Origin of the sequence: Pseudomonas sp. Irchel s3b6 (genome assembly GCF_900187415.1) — a bacterium.
In the GTDB taxonomy this organism is placed as follows: Bacteria; Pseudomonadota; Gammaproteobacteria; order Pseudomonadales; family Pseudomonadaceae; genus Aquipseudomonas.
On the sequence record NZ_FYDM01000003.1, the window covers coordinates 1 to 16,386 of the forward strand.

Annotated in this window: 14 protein-coding genes; 6 read left to right on the forward strand and 8 right to left on the reverse strand. The window is 61.7% G+C overall.

Annotated elements, in window-relative coordinates; translation table 11 throughout:
- Window positions 1-413: integrase core domain-containing protein (locus CKW07_RS06220; RefSeq protein WP_141234429.1), on the forward strand; the 413-nt coding region annotated here is incomplete at its 5' end.
- Between the two features lie 101 nt (window positions 414-514).
- Here CKW07_RS06220 and CKW07_RS06225 read toward each other — a convergent pair.
- The 3 genes from CKW07_RS06225 to CKW07_RS06235 form a co-directional block, all read right to left on the reverse strand.
- Window positions 515-934, reverse strand: a complete 420-nt coding sequence (locus tag CKW07_RS06225) for a cupin domain-containing protein (RefSeq protein ID WP_095144075.1) — start codon at window positions 932-934, stop codon at window positions 515-517.
- A 145-nt stretch (window positions 935-1,079) separates the two neighbouring features.
- The gene (locus CKW07_RS06230; RefSeq protein ID WP_095144076.1) at window positions 1,080-1,373 is read right to left on the reverse strand and encodes a putative quinol monooxygenase; all 294 of its coding nucleotides are present in this window, start codon (window positions 1,371-1,373) and stop codon (window positions 1,080-1,082) included.
- 125 nt (window positions 1,374-1,498) lie between these two features.
- Window positions 1,499-2,932, reverse strand: a complete 1,434-nt coding sequence (locus CKW07_RS06235; RefSeq protein WP_095144077.1) for a PLP-dependent aminotransferase family protein — start codon at window positions 2,930-2,932, stop codon at window positions 1,499-1,501.
- A 218-nt stretch (window positions 2,933-3,150) separates the two neighbouring features.
- Between CKW07_RS06235 and CKW07_RS06240 the strand changes: the two genes are divergently transcribed.
- Together CKW07_RS06240 and CKW07_RS06245 are read left to right on the forward strand one after the other, a co-directional pair.
- Window positions 3,151-3,672, forward strand: coding sequence for a GNAT family N-acetyltransferase (locus CKW07_RS06240; RefSeq protein ID WP_095144078.1), 522 nt, complete (start codon window positions 3,151-3,153; stop codon window positions 3,670-3,672).
- 137 nt (window positions 3,673-3,809) lie between these two features.
- Window positions 3,810-4,304: a hypothetical protein gene (locus tag CKW07_RS06245; protein WP_095079153.1), complete on the forward strand. Its 495-nt coding sequence runs from the start codon at window positions 3,810-3,812 to the stop codon at window positions 4,302-4,304.
- 56 nt (window positions 4,305-4,360) lie between these two features.
- On the opposite strand, the gene CKW07_RS06250 is transcribed toward CKW07_RS06245, so the two are convergent.
- The gene (locus CKW07_RS06250; protein WP_095144079.1) at window positions 4,361-4,582 is read right to left on the reverse strand and encodes a CcoQ/FixQ family Cbb3-type cytochrome c oxidase assembly chaperone; all 222 of its coding nucleotides are present in this window, start codon (window positions 4,580-4,582) and stop codon (window positions 4,361-4,363) included.
- 57 nt (window positions 4,583-4,639) lie between these two features.
- Window positions 4,640-6,067, reverse strand: a complete 1,428-nt coding sequence (ccoN, locus tag CKW07_RS06255) for a cytochrome-c oxidase, cbb3-type subunit I (protein ID WP_095144080.1) — start codon at window positions 6,065-6,067, stop codon at window positions 4,640-4,642.
- Between the two features lie 263 nt (window positions 6,068-6,330).
- Here ccoN and CKW07_RS06265 point away from each other — a divergent pair, with 263 nt between their 5' ends.
- Window positions 6,331-8,004 carry a nitrite/sulfite reductase gene (locus CKW07_RS06265; RefSeq protein ID WP_095144081.1) on the forward strand — a complete coding sequence of 558 codons (1,674 nt, stop codon included), beginning with the start codon at window positions 6,331-6,333 and terminating at the stop codon, window positions 8,002-8,004.
- Window positions 8,001-8,483, forward strand: coding sequence for a DUF934 domain-containing protein (locus CKW07_RS06270; protein WP_095144082.1), 483 nt, complete (start codon window positions 8,001-8,003; stop codon window positions 8,481-8,483). Before CKW07_RS06265 ends, CKW07_RS06270 begins: the two co-directional genes overlap by 4 nt.
- A 70-nt stretch (window positions 8,484-8,553) precedes the next feature.
- Here CKW07_RS06270 and CKW07_RS06275 read toward each other — a convergent pair whose 3' ends face one another.
- Complete coding sequence (locus CKW07_RS06275; RefSeq protein WP_095144083.1) at window positions 8,554-10,905, reverse strand: tetratricopeptide repeat protein; 2,352 nt, start codon at window positions 10,903-10,905, stop codon at window positions 8,554-8,556.
- Between the two features lie 220 nt (window positions 10,906-11,125).
- Here CKW07_RS06275 and CKW07_RS06280 point away from each other — a divergent pair, with 220 nt between their 5' ends.
- Window positions 11,126-11,797 (forward strand): DUF3313 domain-containing protein, encoded by a 672-nt coding sequence (locus tag CKW07_RS06280; protein WP_095144084.1) that lies wholly within the window; start codon window positions 11,126-11,128, stop codon window positions 11,795-11,797.
- A gap of 304 nt (window positions 11,798-12,101) precedes the next feature.
- On the opposite strand, the gene CKW07_RS06285 is transcribed toward CKW07_RS06280, so the two are convergent.
- Together CKW07_RS06285 and CKW07_RS06290 are read right to left on the reverse strand one after the other, a co-directional pair.
- Window positions 12,102-14,618 carry a fused MFS/spermidine synthase gene (locus tag CKW07_RS06285; protein WP_095144085.1) on the reverse strand — a complete coding sequence of 839 codons (2,517 nt, stop codon included), beginning with the start codon at window positions 14,616-14,618 and terminating at the stop codon, window positions 12,102-12,104.
- Window positions 14,619-14,721: 103 nt separating this feature from the next.
- Window positions 14,722-16,311, reverse strand: coding sequence for an arylsulfatase (locus CKW07_RS06290; protein ID WP_095144086.1), 1,590 nt, complete (start codon window positions 16,309-16,311; stop codon window positions 14,722-14,724).
- Between the last annotated feature and the right edge of the window lie 75 nt (window positions 16,312-16,386).

The following is a 16,386-nucleotide window of genomic DNA, read 5'->3' on the forward strand; positions in this document are numbered from 1 at the left end:
TGATCACTGACGCCTACTCACGGAAAATCGTGGGTCATCATGTGCATGAGAGCCTGCACACCGCGTCAGTGATCAAGGCGCTCAAGAACGCCGTCGGACAGCGCCAAACCAAGCAGACGCTGATCCATCATTCAGACCGTGGCGCCCAGTACTGCTCCGATCTTTATCAGCGGCTGCACATCAAGCACGGCATCACCTGTTCAATGACGGATGGTTATGACTGCTATCAGAACGCTATGGCTGAGCGGGTAAACGGAATCCTGAAGACGGAATTCCTGCTGCATCGCCCAAAGGATCTGGAGGAAGCGAAGAGAATGGTGGACGAATCGGTGCTGATCTATAACCGGGAGCGACCGCATTTGTCCCTGAAATACAAAACGCCCGATGCGGTGCATCGGGCGTTTGGCGACTGAAACAGGTGTAAACCTATTTCAGGACTAGACACGTGATTCCCTGTGTTCCCCCCCCCTCATTCGTTGTGGGGTAGGCCCGCTCACGCAGGCCGATTCAGTGATCAGTTCTGCAGTGGGATCAGTATTTTCTCGTCAGGCGACAGGACCATGAACACCAGCAATTTGGCCGGTTGGGTGCTGCTGGCATTTTTCGACACCAGGTGCTCGGAACCTGCCGGTTCGTACCAGTATTCGCCTGCCTTGTAGGTAATGGCCTTGCCGCCCTTGACCTGGGAAACAATCTCCCCCGAGACCACGTAGGCCATGGCCGTGCCCTCATGTTTGTGGGCGATGGACGACTGGCCGGGCAGGTAGTCGACTTCGATCATCAGCGCCTTCTTGCCGGGTGCGTTTTGCAGCATCTCGTCCTGCAGTACCGTGACTTTTTCTGACGGGGCACCGGCTTCGTGGGCCAATACAGGGGCGGATGCCAGCAGGCTCAGGACGGTCAGGGTGCTTGCGAGTAACGGTAGCGGTCTCATGCTCATCACCTATGGGTGTGTTGATCAAGTGTGCGAATCAGGCTTAACGTTAAGCCTGCATCCGGGATCAACAAACAGCCAATTGTTGCGAAGCTGAGCAGACCAATGAGCGCCGGGCGAGTGTCCGGGGTGCACTTGTTATCGTTCAAACTATCGGAAAGCTGTTGAAGTCGATGCTGCTGGCCAGTCGACTGTCGAGCAAACTGATGAAACCTTGCACCTCGGGGCAGTTGAAGTGGGTTTGCATGGCGGTTTCCGATTGCCAGTGGGCACTGACGGTCCACCGATTGTCATCCTCCGGGCAGCGATCAACCATGTAGGTGTCGCAATCGGGGAGTTGGCGCAAGGTGTCGACGATCTGCTGCAAGTGCCGGCCCAGTTCATCGGAGCAGCCAGGGGCGGCCTGGACCTGGACCGTGTTGATCATTTTCGCGGGCATCGCACAGGCTCCCTTTTCAAGCCGCACAGGCCGTGTTCAGGATGGGGTGACATTCGTGCAGGATAGGCCCGTATACGGTAGCGGCCAACGACCAATTGGCTGTAAAAGCCCCATGCCAATAGACCTCAGGCGACTTGCTGCAAGAGGTCGCGCAGGCGGTCCAGGGCGGTATCGATGTCCAGGGTATCGATCGCGCCAAACCCCATGAACAGCCCGGCGCGAGGGGCTTGCTGATAAAAGAATTCGCTCAGGCCATAGAGCCCGACCTCGACGTCTTTCGCTCGCTCGATGAGTCGCGACACATCCACCTCCACCTTGCACAGCAGCACCATGTGAAACCCGGCGGTGCTCGGCACGGCCTCAAGCCAGGGTGAAAGGTCGTCGGCAACCCGCGCCAGGATTCGCTCGCGACGCCCGGCGTAGACCGTGTGGCAGCGGCGAATATGCTTGAGCAGGCAGCCTTCGTCGATGAACTTGGCCAACGCCCATTGCGGCAGGGTCGAGGTGTGCAGGTCGGTCAACTGCTTGGCGCGGATGACCGCCTCGAGGATGGCTGGCGGCAGGATGGCATAACCCAGCCGCAACTCGGGCAGCAAGGTTTTGGAGAAGGTCCCGACATAAGCCACGAGCCCGTGTTGATCCAGGCTCTGCAGGGAGTCGGTGGGCCGGCCCTCGTAGCGGAACTCGCTGTCGTAGTCATCCTCGATGATAATCGCGCCCAACGCGTGAGCCCTGGCCAGCAAGGCTTCACGTCGAGCCTGGCTCATGGGCATGCCCAAGGGGAACTGGTGCGAGGGCGTGACGTAGATCAGCCGGGTGCCTTCGGGAATCGACGCCACCTGAATGCCTTCGCCATCGACCGGCACGCCGACCACCTCGGCACCGTGGGAGGCGAACAGCAGGCGGGCCGGCGGATAGCCGGGGTCTTCCATGGCCACCAGGCTGCCGGGCTGGATCAGCACCCGGCCAATCAGGTCCAGCGCCTGCTGCGCACCGTTGCACACCACCACGTCCTGGTCCTGGCAAATCACCCCGCGAGAAAACGCGATATGCCGGGCGATGGCACTGCGCAGGGCCGGGAGACCTTCGGCCTGACTGTAAAAGCCCATGACGCTGGCGACCTGGCGCAGTGCATGGGCGGTGCAACGGCGCCAGTCGTCCCGGGGGAACAGGCCCTTGCTGGTGGCGCCGCCAATGAAGTCATAACGCAATGAAGCGTCCGGGGCGGGGTGACGCAGGAACGTCGGCAGGTTGCGCCAGCGTTCTATGATTTCGCGGCTGGCCAGCTCCGAGTGGCTTTGCTTGCGCGCCAGCGCTGAAGTCCGGATGTTGACGTAGGTGCCTTTGCCGACGATCCCGGTCAGGTAGTTTTCGTAGGTCAATTGCGTATAGGTGTCGGAGATGGTCTTGCGCGAGATCCCCAGTTGCTCGGCCAGCAAGCGGCTGGGCGGCAGTTGCGTGCCGGCGGCCAGGCGGCCCGATTCGATGGCGCTGCGCAGCTGCTGGTACAGCTGGCCTGCGAGGTCCTTGCGGCCATTGATCACAACGTGAAGTTCCATACCCGCGAGGCTCCTGCGGTGGTGAGGGTGAGGCGGCTGACGACAGGTTACTCGCAGAGGCGGGGGGCTGCACCTGATCAACGCCCACGCCCGGGAGCAGGCCACGCTCGCCAAGGCAGGCATATTGCGATTACCCTCGAAGGCCAGGCTGCACGTGGCCACTGGATCACAGCGGGCAACGGATACCGCGCAGCACCGCTTTCAAGGAAGAATTCCCTATGTCGACCTGCGATCCCGTCATCACCCTCGAGCGTTTCAGCGAAGCTCACATCGAGGGCATTACCACGCTGTACAACGACCCCGCGGTTGCTCGTCAGGTGCTGCAAACGCCTTACCAGTCCACCGAGGTCTGGCGCGAACGCCTGGCGTCCAGGAACGAGCGGGTGGTGCAACTGGTGGCGTTGCATCAGGGGCAGGTGATCGGCAACATCGGCCTGGAGCAGTTCTCGCGCATTCGGCGCAGTCATTGCGCCAACATCGGCATGGGGGTCGCGGTGGCGTGGCAGGGAAAAGGCTTGGGTACTCGCTTGTTGGCCACGGTGCTGGACCTCGCGGACAACTGGATGAACGTGCAACGGGTGGAATTGTCGGTGTATGCGGACAACGACGCGGCGATCGGGCTGTATCGCAAGTTCGGCTTCGAGACCGAGGGCCTGTTCCGCCAGTATGCGGTGCGTGACGGTCAGCTGGTAGACGCCCTGAGCATGGCACGTTTGCGCCATTCGCCCAAGGCGTCCTGACTCAGTCGCCCAAGGCAAAGGCCACGGCGGCATGGGCGTGCAGTTCGGTGGTGTCGAGCAGGTATTAGTCGTACATCGCCCGCGAGCATCTGTCATGCTCAGTGTTCGTAACACGGGTTAGTCCGAGGAACAGCGCAATGGACGACGTACAGCAACTGGGTGAAATGCTTCGCCACTACGCAGAAAGCGAAGCGCACAAGAAACAGGTGTTTGAAAGCCAGTCGGCGGTGTGGGCCATGCGAATCGGCGAATTGTTCGACCAGATCGAACAATGGCTGGCACCGGTCAGGACGCCGAATTTGCTTGAGGTGAGCCGGGAGGTCTATGTCGCGTTCGGGGCCAGTGTGCCGGTGGAAACCTCGGCTTTCAAGTCCGAGAAACTGAGCATTCTGATCGCCGGCAAACCGGTGGAGTTCGTGCCCGAGGTGATGGGCGCCGGCGGGTTGATCACCTTGGCGGTGGTGGGCCTGACCGCCGCGCGTTATGGCAGTGTGTCACTGGTGTGCCTGCCGCCATCGACCGAGTGGCAGTGGCGCAAGACCAACGGTTTGAAAGACCCGGACACCTTTGCCTTTGATGCCAATTTCCTGGCCCAGCAGCTGCAGAGCCTGATTCCGCGTGAGCGGGGGTGAGGTAGTTGGGGCCAGCGCCCGTCTTTGTGGCGGGCATCTAACCCTGTGGGAGCGCATCAAACTTCCACATTACCCCAACCCGGCTTCGCCACCTCCGGTGCAACCGCGTTGATAGTCTTACCGGTGGCCTGTTCCACCCGTCGTGCTACGTCGGGGTCGTCGGCAAAGGGGATCAGGCTGGCATCGTCCAGGCTCTCGGGCGATTGATGCCGCAAGCAGTACTCCACCGACAGATACAGGCACGCCACCGCCGCCAGATTCAGCATCACTTCCATCATGATCAACGTTCCCTCGGGTGAGTGACGCAAGCCGGGGCGGCTTGCGTCGTGGGGCAATCAGGCAAACTGCGCTTCGCGCTCGGCCAGCGTTGCGTCGGCAACCCGCACGGTGCGCCAGGTGTTGTAGGCCATCAGCAGCATGCCGCCGAGGAAGAACACCCCCCCGGTAAACCGCACGATGAAGCCAGGATGGCTGGCCTGCAGCGCTTCGACGAAGGAGTAGGTGAGGGTGCCGTCGTCGTTGATGGCGCGCCACATCAGGCCCTGGGTGATGCCGTTGACCCACATCGAGGCGATGTAGAGCACGGTGCCGATGGTCGCCAGCCAGAAGTGCAGGTTGATCAGTGGCACGCTGTGCATCTGTTCGCGGCCGAAGATCTTCGGGATCATGTGGTAGGTCGCGCCGAACGTGATCATCGCTACCCAACCCAGGGCGCCGGCATGGACGTGGCCGATGGTCCAGTCGGTGTAGTGGGACAGCGCGTTGACGGTCTTGATCGCCATCATCGGGCCTTCGAAGGTCGACATGCCGTAGAACGCCAGGGACAGCACCAGGAAGCGCAGGATCGGATCGGTGCGCAACTTATGCCAGGCACCCGACAGCGTCATCATGCCGTTGATCATCCCGCCCCAGCTCGGCGCCAGCAGGATCAGCGACATGGCCATGCCCAGTGACTGGGCCCAGTCCGGCAGTGCGGTGTAGTGCAGGTGGTGGGGGCCGGCCCAGATATACAGGGTGATCAGTGCCCAGAAGTGCACGATCGACAGGCGATACGAGTACACCGGGCGGCCGACCTGCTTGGGCACGAAGTAGTACATCATCCCCAGAAAGCCGGTGGTCAGGAAGAAGCCCACGGCGTTGTGGCCGTACCACCACTGGACCATGGCGTCGGTGGCCCCGGAATACACCGGGTAGGACTTGAACCAGTCCACCGGGATCGACAGGTGGTTGACCACGTGCAGCATGGCGATGACCACGATGAACGCGCCAAAGAACCAGTTACCGACATAGATGTGTTTGGTCTTGCGCTGCACTACGGTGGTGAAGAACACGATGGCATAGGCCACCCAGACCACGGTCATCCACACCGCGCCGGTGAACTCGATCTCGGCGTATTCCTTGGTGGTGGTGTAGCCCAGCGGCAGGGTGATCAACATGCTGACGATTACCGATTGCCAGCCCCAGAAGGTGAACGCCGCCAGCTTGTCCGAATACAGCCGTACCTGGCAGGTCCGCTGTACCGCGTAGTAGCTGGCGGCAAACTGTGCGCTGCCGGCAAAGCCGAAAATCACCAGGCTGGTGTGCAGCGGCCGCAAGCGGCCGAAGGTGGTCCAGGGCAGGTCGAGGTTCGCCTCCGGCCACACCAGCTGCGAGGCGATCCACACGCCCATCGCCATCCCGATAACACCCCATACCACTGTTGCCACGACGAATTGGCGGACGACCTTGTAGTTATAGGCCTGTCCGATTGTTGCTGTGCTCATGGTCATTGCTTCCACGGTTGCAAAGTCATGCCAGGCCACCCGGTCTGGCAGGGTGTGAACTGTAGAAACACCCGGGGAAACAAAACAGGCTCAGAAAAAGCACATTAATACGGATCAGAAATTACCCATGTCTACGGCAATTGGATGGGGTCTGATCTGGTTTTTTAGTGGTTAGCTGAATCTGTAACGTCCTGAGCTGCTGATCCATAGTCATTCACCTTGAAACGAGCCGTAGAGCCCGATCACCCTGATGAGGTAGCGACATGTATCAGTACGATGACTACGACCGGGCCCTGGTCTTTGAACGGGTTGAGCAGTTTCGCGATCAGGTCGAACGGTTCATGGCCGGCGCCTTGAGCGAGGAAGAGTTCTTGCCCTTGCGCCTGCAGAACGGCCTGTACCTGCAAAAGCACGCGTACATGCTGCGGGTGGCCATTCCCTACGGCACCCTGAATGCCTGGCAGATGCGCACGCTGGCCAGCATCGGCCGGGATTACGATCGTGGCTACGGCCACTTCACCACCCGGCAGAACCTGCAGTTCAACTGGATCGAACTGGCGCAGGTGCCGGACATTCTCCAGCGCCTGGCCGAAGTCGAAATGCATGCGATCCAGACCTCTGGCAATTGTGTACGCAACATCACCACCGAGGCGTTTGCCGGGGTGGCGGCGGACGAGTTGATCGACCCGCGTCCCCTGGCGGAGATCCTGCGGCAGTGGTCGACCATCAACCCCGAGTTCCTGTACCTGCCGCGCAAGTTCAAGATCGCCATCTGCTCGGCCGTACAGGACCGCGCGGCGATCATGATGCATGACATCGGCCTGTACCTTTACCCGGATGCCTCCGGGCAGATGCTGCTACGGGTCATCGTCGGCGGTGGCCTGGGGCGCACGCCGATCCTCGGCCTGCAGATCCGTGAAGGCCTGCCCTGGCAGCACCTGCTGTCCTACGTCGAGGCGGTGTTGCGGGTGTACAACCGTCATGGTCGGCGCGACAACAAGTACAAGGCACGGATCAAGATCCTGGTGAAGGCCCTGGGGATCGACGCCTTTGCCAGGGAAGTGGAGCAGGAGTGGCAACACCTCAAGGACGGCCCGGCACAGTTGACCGAACTCGAGTACCAGCGGGTCGCCAGCGCCTTCGTGCCGCCGAGCTACGATCGATTGGCGGACACTGATCTGGATTTCGGCACGCGGCTGGCCGAAAACCCGGCGTTCGCGCGCTGGGTGGCGCGCAACGTACAGCCGCATAAAGTGCCGGGTTACGCCAGTGTGGTGCTGTCGACCAAGCCCGGCCTGTTCGCGCCTCCGGGTGACGTCACTGACCGGCAGATGGACGCGGTGGCCGACTGGTCCGAGCAGTTCGGCTTCGGTGAGATCCGCATTGCCCACGAGCAGAACATCGTGCTGCCGGACGTGCCCAAGGCGCACTTGTACGCTTTGTGGTGCCTGGCCTGCGAGGTCGGGTTGGGGTGCGCGAACATCGGCTTGCTGACCGACATCATTGCCTGCCCTGGCGGTGATTTCTGTGCGTTGGCCAACGCCAAGTCGATTCCGATTGCCCAAGGCATCCAGGCACGCTTCGACGACCTCGACTACCTGCATGACCTGGGGGATATCAGTCTCAATATCTCCGGTTGCATGAACGCCTGCGGTCACCACCACATCGGCAACATCGGCATTCTCGGGGTCGATAAGAACGGCAGCGAGTGGTACCAGATCACTCTGGGGGGTGCCCAGGGCAAAAACAGTGCGTTGGGCAAAGTGATCGGTCCGTCGTTCAGCGCGGCTGAAGTGCCCGGGGTGATCGAGCAGATCATCGCGACCTTTGTTCGCTACCGGGAAAGTGAAGAGCGGTTTGTCGACACCGTGCAGCGTATCGGGCTGGAGCCATTCAAGGAGTGCATCTACCCCAAGACCCTGGAGGGCGCGGCATGAACAATCTGCTACGCCTGTTGGATGGCGTTGCCCACAAGGTCGACGATGATCCATGGACCTTGATCAAGGACATTGATGCGCAACGGCCGGTCGGGCCGTTGATCTGGCCCCTGGCGCTATGGCATGAGCACCGTCGCGCCTCGGATGCCGTGTGGCTGGGGCCGGATGACGAGGTGGAAAGCCTCGAACCCTGGTTGCCCCGGTTGCCCATGATCGCGTTGGAGTTTCCCAGCTTTCGCGATGGCCGGGCCTACAGTCAGGCGTACCTGTTGCGCACGCGTTTGGGCTGGACGGGGGAGCTGCGGGCGGTGGGCGACGTGCTGCGTGACCAGCTCAGCCATATGCGTCAGTGCGGGTTCGATGCGTTCGCCGTGCGCGAAGACAAGTGCGTCGACGATGCACTCAAAGGCCTGGCGGGCATGAGCGTGCAGTATGGTCGCTCGGTGATCGAGCCTCGGCCGTTGTTTCGCCGACGCTGAAATACCCTGTGGGGTTCTGCCTATCGCCTGCTGTCCACCCGCAATGGCGCGGGTGGACAGGGTTTGGCGCTCACTTGAGCGCCGGATCCTGCGGGTTCAACTGCTTCCAGCCTTGCAGCAAGACCTGGGCCTTGGGTTCCTGGCCGTTGTCCAGGTAGTACTGGATCAGCGACAACCGTGCATTGCGGTTGGCTGGTTGCTGTTTGACCAGTTTTTCCAGCAGTGCGCACGCTTCATCGATCTTGCCACCCTCGTACAGGGCCACGGCCAGTACATAACCGTACTGTGCATTCAGCGGCTCCAGGCGCGCGGCATTGCGCAGGGCCGGCATGGCCTGGGCGGTCTTGCCCGCACGAATCAGGGCCAGGCCTTGGGTGTGCTGGAGCAGTGCGGCATCCGGGTGCTCCTTCAGGCTCGTGGCCAGCAACGCCTGCGCCTCCTCCTTGCGCCCGCGTGACTCCAGCCATTGCACCAGTGTCACCAATGCCGGGAAGAAGTCCGGGTCGCGCTGCAGGGCGGCTTGCAACCGCGGTTCGACCTCGGCACTGCGTCCACTGGCCTGGTAGAGCATCGCCAGGTTGAGGTTGGCTTCGGCGCGTTCGGCCAGGCTCAATTGAACCTGCTCATACTCATCGATGGCCGCCTTCCATTGCTTCTGAGCGGCACCCAATGTGTTGGCCACGCTCAGCAAATCCCGGGCGGCGGCAATGCGGATCGCCTTGACCGGATCGCTCAAAAACGGCGTGAACAACGCCACGCGTTCGGCGGGGGGAAGGAAGGCGCTGACCGCGTGAATGGCACTCTCGCGAACCTGCGGGTCGTGGTTGCCTAGGTCCTTGCTCGCCAGCTTCAACGCCTGCTCGCTCGGATACAGCGCCAGTTCCGCCAGCAAGGTTGCCCGTTGAATGGCCGGCAGGTTACTGCGCTGCAACTGCTCGTACAGTGCTTGCGCGGCACCGGGCTGGCCGGTACGCACCTGCCACAGGCTTTCGTCATAGCGCGGCGCCTGGGCCACGGGGTTGGCACTCCACAGCTTGAACTGCTCGGTGACCTTGTCGCCGGCCTTGCCCTGGTGGCACGTCAGGCAGGCGTCGGGCGTGCCCAACTGCTGGGCGCGTACAGGGTTGGGCAGGCTGAAGCTGTGGTCATGCCGAAAGTCATTGCCCATGTAGAACTTGCCGGGCATGTGGCAATCCACGCACTGGGATCCCGGTTGGCCGGCGACATGCCGATGGTGCTCAGGCGAGTCGTAGTTTTTGGCTTGCAGGCCTTTGCCGTCGACCCCGGCGACCGTGGTTTTGCCCGCGGTGTTGTGGCATTGCAGGCAGACGCCGTTGCCCTGGGCCTTGAGTTCGGTGCTGTGGGGGTTGTGGCAATTGCTGCAACGCACGCCCTTGTCGGCCATCTTGCTTTGCAGGAATGAGCCGTGCTCGAACACTTCATCCTTGATCTTGCCATCCAGCGCGTACAGCTCGCGGGTCAGTACGCTGGGCAGGTAGTCATCCATCAAGCGCTTGCCGACGGTGTAGCCGTCGCCCAAGGGGGCTCGGCGGGCATGGCAACGGGCGCAGGTTTCGATCTCGGTGGTGGCGTTCTTGTCCTTGAGGTCCACGGCAAAGCCTGCATGGATCAGGTCGCTTTTCTTGCCGGCCCATTCAAGGTGATTCGACGCCGGGCCGTGGCACGCCTGGCAACCCACCCCCAGGCTGTTCCACTGGCTGGCAAAGGTGTTGCTGGCCGCATCGAAGTTACGCTTGTAGCCGGTGGTGTGGCATTCCACGCACATGAAGTTGGCGTTCTGGTTCGGCTTGCTCCAGTGCAGCGGGTTCTTGAAGTTCACACCCTGGCCCGGGTAGAGGTGAAACCAGCGGGTTTTCTCGGTATCCCAGGCCACGCCCAAGGCTTGCAGGCGACCTTCGCCGACCTCGATCAGGTACTGCTGCAGCGGCGCGATGCCGAAGGTGTAGGCCACCTTGAAGTCAGCGTTCCGGCCGTCGGCCCCGGGCGTGTTGACCCAGAAACCGTCGTCCTTGCGAAAGAACCGCGTGGTCTCTTTTTCACCCTTGAACGTGCTGTTGTCGAAGTTGGCCAGAACGGTCCCGGCATCGGCCACCTGCATCGCCAGTTGGTGGTGGGAGCCTTGCCAGTCCTTGACCTGTTCAGTGTGGCATCCCTGGCATTGCTGTTCGTCGACCAGGGTGGCCGGCGGTGCAGGGGCGGGTGGTGCCTGCGCAGCGGGGGCATTGGCGATGCTGGGCGCCACATAGGGCGGCGGCGTCGATTGGCCGGCCAGCAGGAACCAGCCAAGCCCGGCCATGACCAGCAACAGCGCGGTGGCGGTCACCGGGAACAGGTAGCGGGAAATCAGGGGTGGGGGCGAATCAGGGTCAGGGTTTATCGCTTTATTTTTATGCTTGGGCATTACGACTTCCGTGGTCCAGATGCGTTGGCCATACCGGCGCGCTTTTTTTAGCTGGGTGCAGCTTTGCCCCACGGCGTCCGTCTGTCAAATGACGGTTGTGATGGCGCTTGCAGCCTTGGGTGAATTTTCAGAGTCCGGTACTGCAAATGATTTAACTTTTGCCTGTACCTGTTAGTCCATTTCGCTTTACCGTTGTCGTCCCTATAACAGGAGTTACAGTATGAAGCTTGCCCTCATGATGAGCACACTGTGCATCGCCTCCCTGGGAATGGTGGGGTGTTCGAGCACTATCACCAAGCCTGAGGATTATTCCGGCTTTCTCAAGGACTACAGTCAGCTCAAGGAGGCCAAGTCGCCTTCGGGTGTGGACGTGATGCGCTGGGTCGACCCTAAGCTCGACATCAGTCAATACACCAGCGTTTACATCGAGCCCACCCAGTTCTACCCGCTGCCAAAGCCGACGGAAAAAATCCCTCAGACCACACTGTCGGGTATTACTGGTTACTACGACCAGGCGCTGAGGCGTGAACTGGCCAAGTCTTTGCCGTTGGCTAACGCGCCAGGTCCGGGCGTGGTCGTGGTGCGTGCGGCCATCACCGGCGTCAGCAGCAGCACCGAAGGCCTGAAGCCTTACGAAATCATTCCGATTGCACTGGTGGCGGCTGCCGTCAGCACCGCGACCGGTATCCGCGATCAGGAAACCGACCTGGCCACCGAAGCCGTGTTCCTCGATGGCGGCAACAACAAGGTCATCGCCGAAGTCGTGCGCAAAGGCACCGGCAAGTCCCTGGAAAATGATTCGCAAGTCATGACGGCCAACGATGTGAAAAACGTCATGGATGGTTGGGCCCATGACTTGAACCAGTCTTACGTGAAGCTCAAGGCCCAGTAAAAGCTTCGCGGGCAAGCCCTAATGCCAGTCAGTTAAGAAGGTGAAGTCGAATTTGTAGGAGCGAGCGTGCTCGCGATGAACTCAAGAGCAACGCGTTCAATCAGAAAACACGCGTTATCGTTAATGTCCATCGCGAGCACGCTCGCTCCTACAAAGGCTGGCGTTCGCTTAACTGACTGGCATTAGGGCAAACCCGCTCTCAAATAGTCCGCGTATGCAGTAAAGCCGCTCAATCCTGCGTGAACGCGGCCTCTGTGGCGAGGGAGCTTGCTCGCTCGCCACGGAGCAGGTGTCCGGCATCCCCTCACTCCCCGACAAACCACCGGTAGTACGGGTTGGCGCCATCCCCTCGCATCACCTCACGAATATCCCTGGCCCAGGCTTCGCGGTCGCCGTCGTAGGCGTGCAGGCTGGCGCGATAGAACTGCATCAGGCGTTGTTGATGGGTATTCATTCGCTCGGTAAACGCGGCATCGGCATGAAGCAGCGGCGGCGGCTGACGCAGCGCCAGCAGGGCCGGCAACACGCGGGTGATTTCCCGGGCTCGGACCCAGGGGGCGTATTCGATGCGTGGCTGGTCATCGGTGACGGGCAGGGCCTGGCCGGCAAACTGTGTCAAACCCTCACGGTCGGTGACCCAGGTGGCCATCAACGCAGGCGCCGAACTCACGCCGACATCCTGCAAGGTGCTGCGCACACTCTCTTGGGCATAACGTTCACTGATGCGCGCGGCGTCCAGTTCGATCGGTTCCAGAGAACCCACCAGCAGCATTTCGTGGAACTCGCTGGTCCAGACGTTGGCATAGGGAAACACGTCGAGGAAGCTACGCACCAGCGCGCATGAGTCATCGATATTCTGGGTGGGCAGCGGCAGCCATTGGGCGACCAGGCCGTTTTTCTCCAGGCGCCTGGCGGCCAGTTCGTAGAAGTCGCGCGAATACAGGTTGACCACACCCGCGGCCGAAGGCGGCGGTGGTTCAAGGGTGATCAGGTCGTATCGTTGTTCGCTACGCAGCAACGCCTGACGACCATCGCGCAGGCGTACCTCCAGTGCCGGGTCGGCGGCGGCGTTGAAGTTGCCTTTGAACAAGGGCGCAGCCTTGACCACCGAGGGCAGCAGTTCAGCCACCACACGATGCTCGAGCCCCGGATAACGCAGCAGCGCGCCGGCGGTGATGCCGGTGCCGAAGCCGATCACCAGGGCCGAGCGCGGTTCGCCGTTGTGGATCAGCAACGGCAGCAGGGCCTGGATACGCATATAGCGCAGCGACGGCATGGCATCGCCAGTGTTCGACACGCCCTGAATGTACAAGCGCTGGAATGTGCGCTCACGCTGCCCCTGGGTAACCACCGCCACTGTGCCGCCGCGACCTTCTTGATAAAACGCCAGTTCGCCATTGCGCGCCCCGGGCAGCAGGCTGGCGAGCTTGTCGACCGGGGTCAGCCACGCTACGACCAGGGACAACAGGCCCAGGGCGATCACGCCTTGGCGTGTGCCTTTCTTCACGGCGTGGCCTCGGCTGACGGCGACGTAACCGACGGCGGCGGCGATGATCGCCAGCAGCCCCAGGGTGCGCACCAGGCCGAGCAAGGGAATCAACAGGAAACCGCAGAGCATCACGCCGATAATGCCGCCCAGGGTGTTGAATGCCACGACAGCGCCGACGTCCTGGCCGACACGATCACGGCCCACGCTCAGGCGCAATGCCAAGGGGAATGCGGCACCCAGCAGCAAGGTAGGAACAAACACAATGCTCAGGGCCGCGACGGCAAAGCGTACGCTCATGGCGCCCAGTTCACTGGCACCGATGGCCAGCGCGGCGGCTTCACCCTGGGTTTGCAGGTAGATCAGCCAACGACCGAGCAGCGCCACTTCGAGCAAGGCCACCAGCCCGGCACCGGTAATCAACCCACCGAACAGCCCCCATGGATCGCGGACCCGGTCAACGCGCCGGGCCATCCACACGCTGCCCAGAAACAGGCCACACAAGTAGGTCGCCAGCACGACGGCGAACGCGTAGGTGCGCGTACTCATGAACTGCACGATCGATTGCGACCAGACCACCTCGTAGCCCAGCGCGATACCGCCGGCGATCGCATACAGCCACAGGGCCAGGCGTGCGGGGGCGGCTGGTTGCGTGACGTGAACGGAGGCTTCGATGGGTGTCAGTGGCCGGCGCTGGAACCACAGCAGGGCCCCGGCGGCGGCCAGCAGGTTGAGCATGGCGGCGGCGATCGCGCTGCCACGCACGCCAAGGGTAGCAATCAGTATGAACCCGGTGAGCAAGGTCCCGGCGATGGCGCCCGCGGTGTTCGCCGCATACAGATGGCCGCCAGCCTTGCCCAGATACCGGGGATCGGCCGCCAGAGCGCGCACCAGCACCGGCAAGGTCCCGCCCATCAACACCGCCGGTATGCCCACCAGGGCAAACGGCAACACCCAGGCCACCACACCGATGTGCTGCTCCAGCCAGGCAAACGGACTGGCCGCCAGGCTCATGCCCATCGTGGCCCCGACACCCAGCAGCGCCACCAGCACTTCCAGCCCGGCGTAGAGCAGAACCGGGCGCTGCACGCGGTCGGCCAGGCGCCCGAACAGCCAGCCACCCAGGGCTAGTCCCGCGAAGAATGCGCTGATGCCGGTGGTGATGGCATAGACCTCCACGCCAACCACCAGCGACAGTTGCTTGATCCACAGCACCTGATATACCAGCGCCGCTGCGCCGGAGACGCACAGCAGCAGGGCGGGGATCAGCAGCGCTGGGGCGCTGGCGTGAGGGGCGGGTATGGCCGACGACTTGCTGGCGACACGTGAGGACATTGCGGATTGCCTTGTGAAAAATCGGGTTGCGCACAACCCGGTAACCGACAAAAAGAAATAGGGCCGCTCACCCCACCAGGGGTGAGCGGCGGTCTTGCAGGAGTTACTGTGCCGCTTGTTGCGCTTTCATTTTTTCCGCGATTTTTGCATCCACGGCCGCACGAACCTGGTCAATGCTGAAGCTGGCCGGGCGTTGGCTAGGTGGGTACTCGATGAAGGTCTCCAGGAACTTTGCCGATTTCGTGGTCGCGACAGCGGCCAGGTAGACGTTTTTGGTCAACCAGTCGTAGTACTGATCGGACACCACGTCGGCGCGTTCATACGGGTCCATGCGCAGGTTGAGGATTTTCGGCACGCGCAGGCAGACGAAGGGTTCGCTCCAGACCCTGAAGCCTCCGGGCTGGCGTTGCTCGCAGAACACCGCTTTCCAGTTGTCAAAGCGCATCGACACCAGCATGCCGTCGTCGTTGAAGTAGTAGAACTCCTTGCGCTCGCCTTTGGGCTGTTGGCCGGTCAGGTAAGGCAGCTGGTTGTAGCCGTCCAGATGCACCTTGAAGTTGGTGCCGCCAGACGTCGGCGCCCAACCTTTGAGCAGCTTCTCTTTCACGCTGTTGTCACCGGCGACAGCCAGCAGCGTCGGGAACCAGTCCAGACCCGAGAACATCTCGTTGGAGACTTCGCCCGCCTTGATCTTGCCAGGCCAGCGAACCATCGCCGGTACGCGGTAGGCGCCTTCCCAGTTGGAGTTCTTCTCGTTACGGAACGGCGTGGTCGCCGCGTCCGGCCAGGAGAACTGGTTCGGGCCGTTGTCGGTGGTGTAGACGACGATGGTGTTGTCGGTGATCTTCAGGTCATCGAGGGTCTTGAGCAGTTTGCCCACATCGTTGTCATGTTCGATCATGCCGTCGGCATAGTCGTTGCCAGGCATGCCGCTCTGGCCCTTCATCGACTCGCGAACGTGAGTGAACAAGTGCATGCGGGTGGTGTTCATCCAGACGAAGAACGGTTTGTCCGCCTTGGCCTGCTTCTCGATGAACGCCTGGGCAGCCGCGGTGGTCTCGTCGTCGATGGTTTCCATGCGCTTGCTGTTCAAGGCGCCGGTGTCTTCGATCTTGCCGTCGGCGAAGCTGTGGATCACGCCGCGTGGCGAGTTGGCCTTGACGAATTCGGCATCGTCCTTGGGCCAGTACGGGCGTTCCGGTTCCTCTTCGGCGTTGAGGTGGTACAGGTTGCCGAAGAACTCGTCGAAGCCGTGGTTGGTCGGCAGGTATTCATCCCGGTCGCCCAGGTGGTTTTTACCGAACTGGCCAGTGGCATAGCCTTGGGACTTGAGGGCCTGGGCGATGGTGATATCGCGCTTTTGCAAGCCAACCGGAGCCCCCGGAATGCCGACTTTCGACAGACCGGTGCGCAAAGGCGTCTGGCCGGTGATGAACGACGAACGCCCGGCGGTGCAGCTGTTCTCCGCGTAGTAGTCGGTGAACATCATGCCTTCCTTGGCAATCCGGTCGATGTTTGGCGTCTTGTAGCCGACCACCCCCATGGAATAGGCACTGATGTTGGTCTGGCCAATGTCGTCGCCGAAGATCACCAGAATGTTGGGTTTTTCAGCGGCCCCGGCCGTTGCCGAAATCGCCATGACCGATGCTGCCACCAGGGCGAGTTTCGGTAGCCACTTGCGTATGCGAGTCATCTGACTTGCTCCTTTTTCTGACTGGAGTCGCGTTCTTGTTGTGCGACCAACGTTTATTGCAGTCCTGCGATACGT

Excerpts from the sequence above, each read along its gene's own strand:
- CKW07_RS06225 (WP_095144075.1), bottom strand. The coding sequence starts at position 934 with ATGAGACCGCTACCGTTACTCGCAAGCACCCTGACCGTCCTGAGCCTG.
- CKW07_RS06230 (WP_095144076.1), bottom strand. The coding sequence starts at position 1,373 with ATGCCCGCGAAAATGATCAACACGGTCCAGGTCCAGGCCGCCCCTGGC.
- CKW07_RS06235 (WP_095144077.1), bottom strand. The coding sequence starts at position 2,932 with ATGGAACTTCACGTTGTGATCAATGGCCGCAAGGACCTCGCAGGCCAG.
- CKW07_RS06240 (WP_095144078.1), top strand. The coding sequence starts at position 3,151 with ATGTCGACCTGCGATCCCGTCATCACCCTCGAGCGTTTCAGCGAAGCT.
- CKW07_RS06245 (WP_095079153.1), top strand. The coding sequence starts at position 3,810 with ATGGACGACGTACAGCAACTGGGTGAAATGCTTCGCCACTACGCAGAA.
- CKW07_RS06250 (WP_095144079.1), bottom strand. The coding sequence starts at position 4,582 with ATGATGGAAGTGATGCTGAATCTGGCGGCGGTGGCGTGCCTGTATCTG.
- ccoN (WP_095144080.1), bottom strand. The coding sequence starts at position 6,067 with ATGAGCACAGCAACAATCGGACAGGCCTATAACTACAAGGTCGTCCGC.
- CKW07_RS06265 (WP_095144081.1), top strand. The coding sequence starts at position 6,331 with ATGTATCAGTACGATGACTACGACCGGGCCCTGGTCTTTGAACGGGTT.
- CKW07_RS06270 (WP_095144082.1), top strand. The coding sequence starts at position 8,001 with ATGAACAATCTGCTACGCCTGTTGGATGGCGTTGCCCACAAGGTCGAC.
- CKW07_RS06275 (WP_095144083.1), bottom strand. The coding sequence starts at position 10,905 with ATGCCCAAGCATAAAAATAAAGCGATAAACCCTGACCCTGATTCGCCC.
- CKW07_RS06280 (WP_095144084.1), top strand. The coding sequence starts at position 11,126 with ATGAAGCTTGCCCTCATGATGAGCACACTGTGCATCGCCTCCCTGGGA.
- CKW07_RS06285 (WP_095144085.1), bottom strand. The coding sequence starts at position 14,618 with ATGTCCTCACGTGTCGCCAGCAAGTCGTCGGCCATACCCGCCCCTCAC.
- CKW07_RS06290 (WP_095144086.1), bottom strand. The coding sequence starts at position 16,311 with ATGACTCGCATACGCAAGTGGCTACCGAAACTCGCCCTGGTGGCAGCA.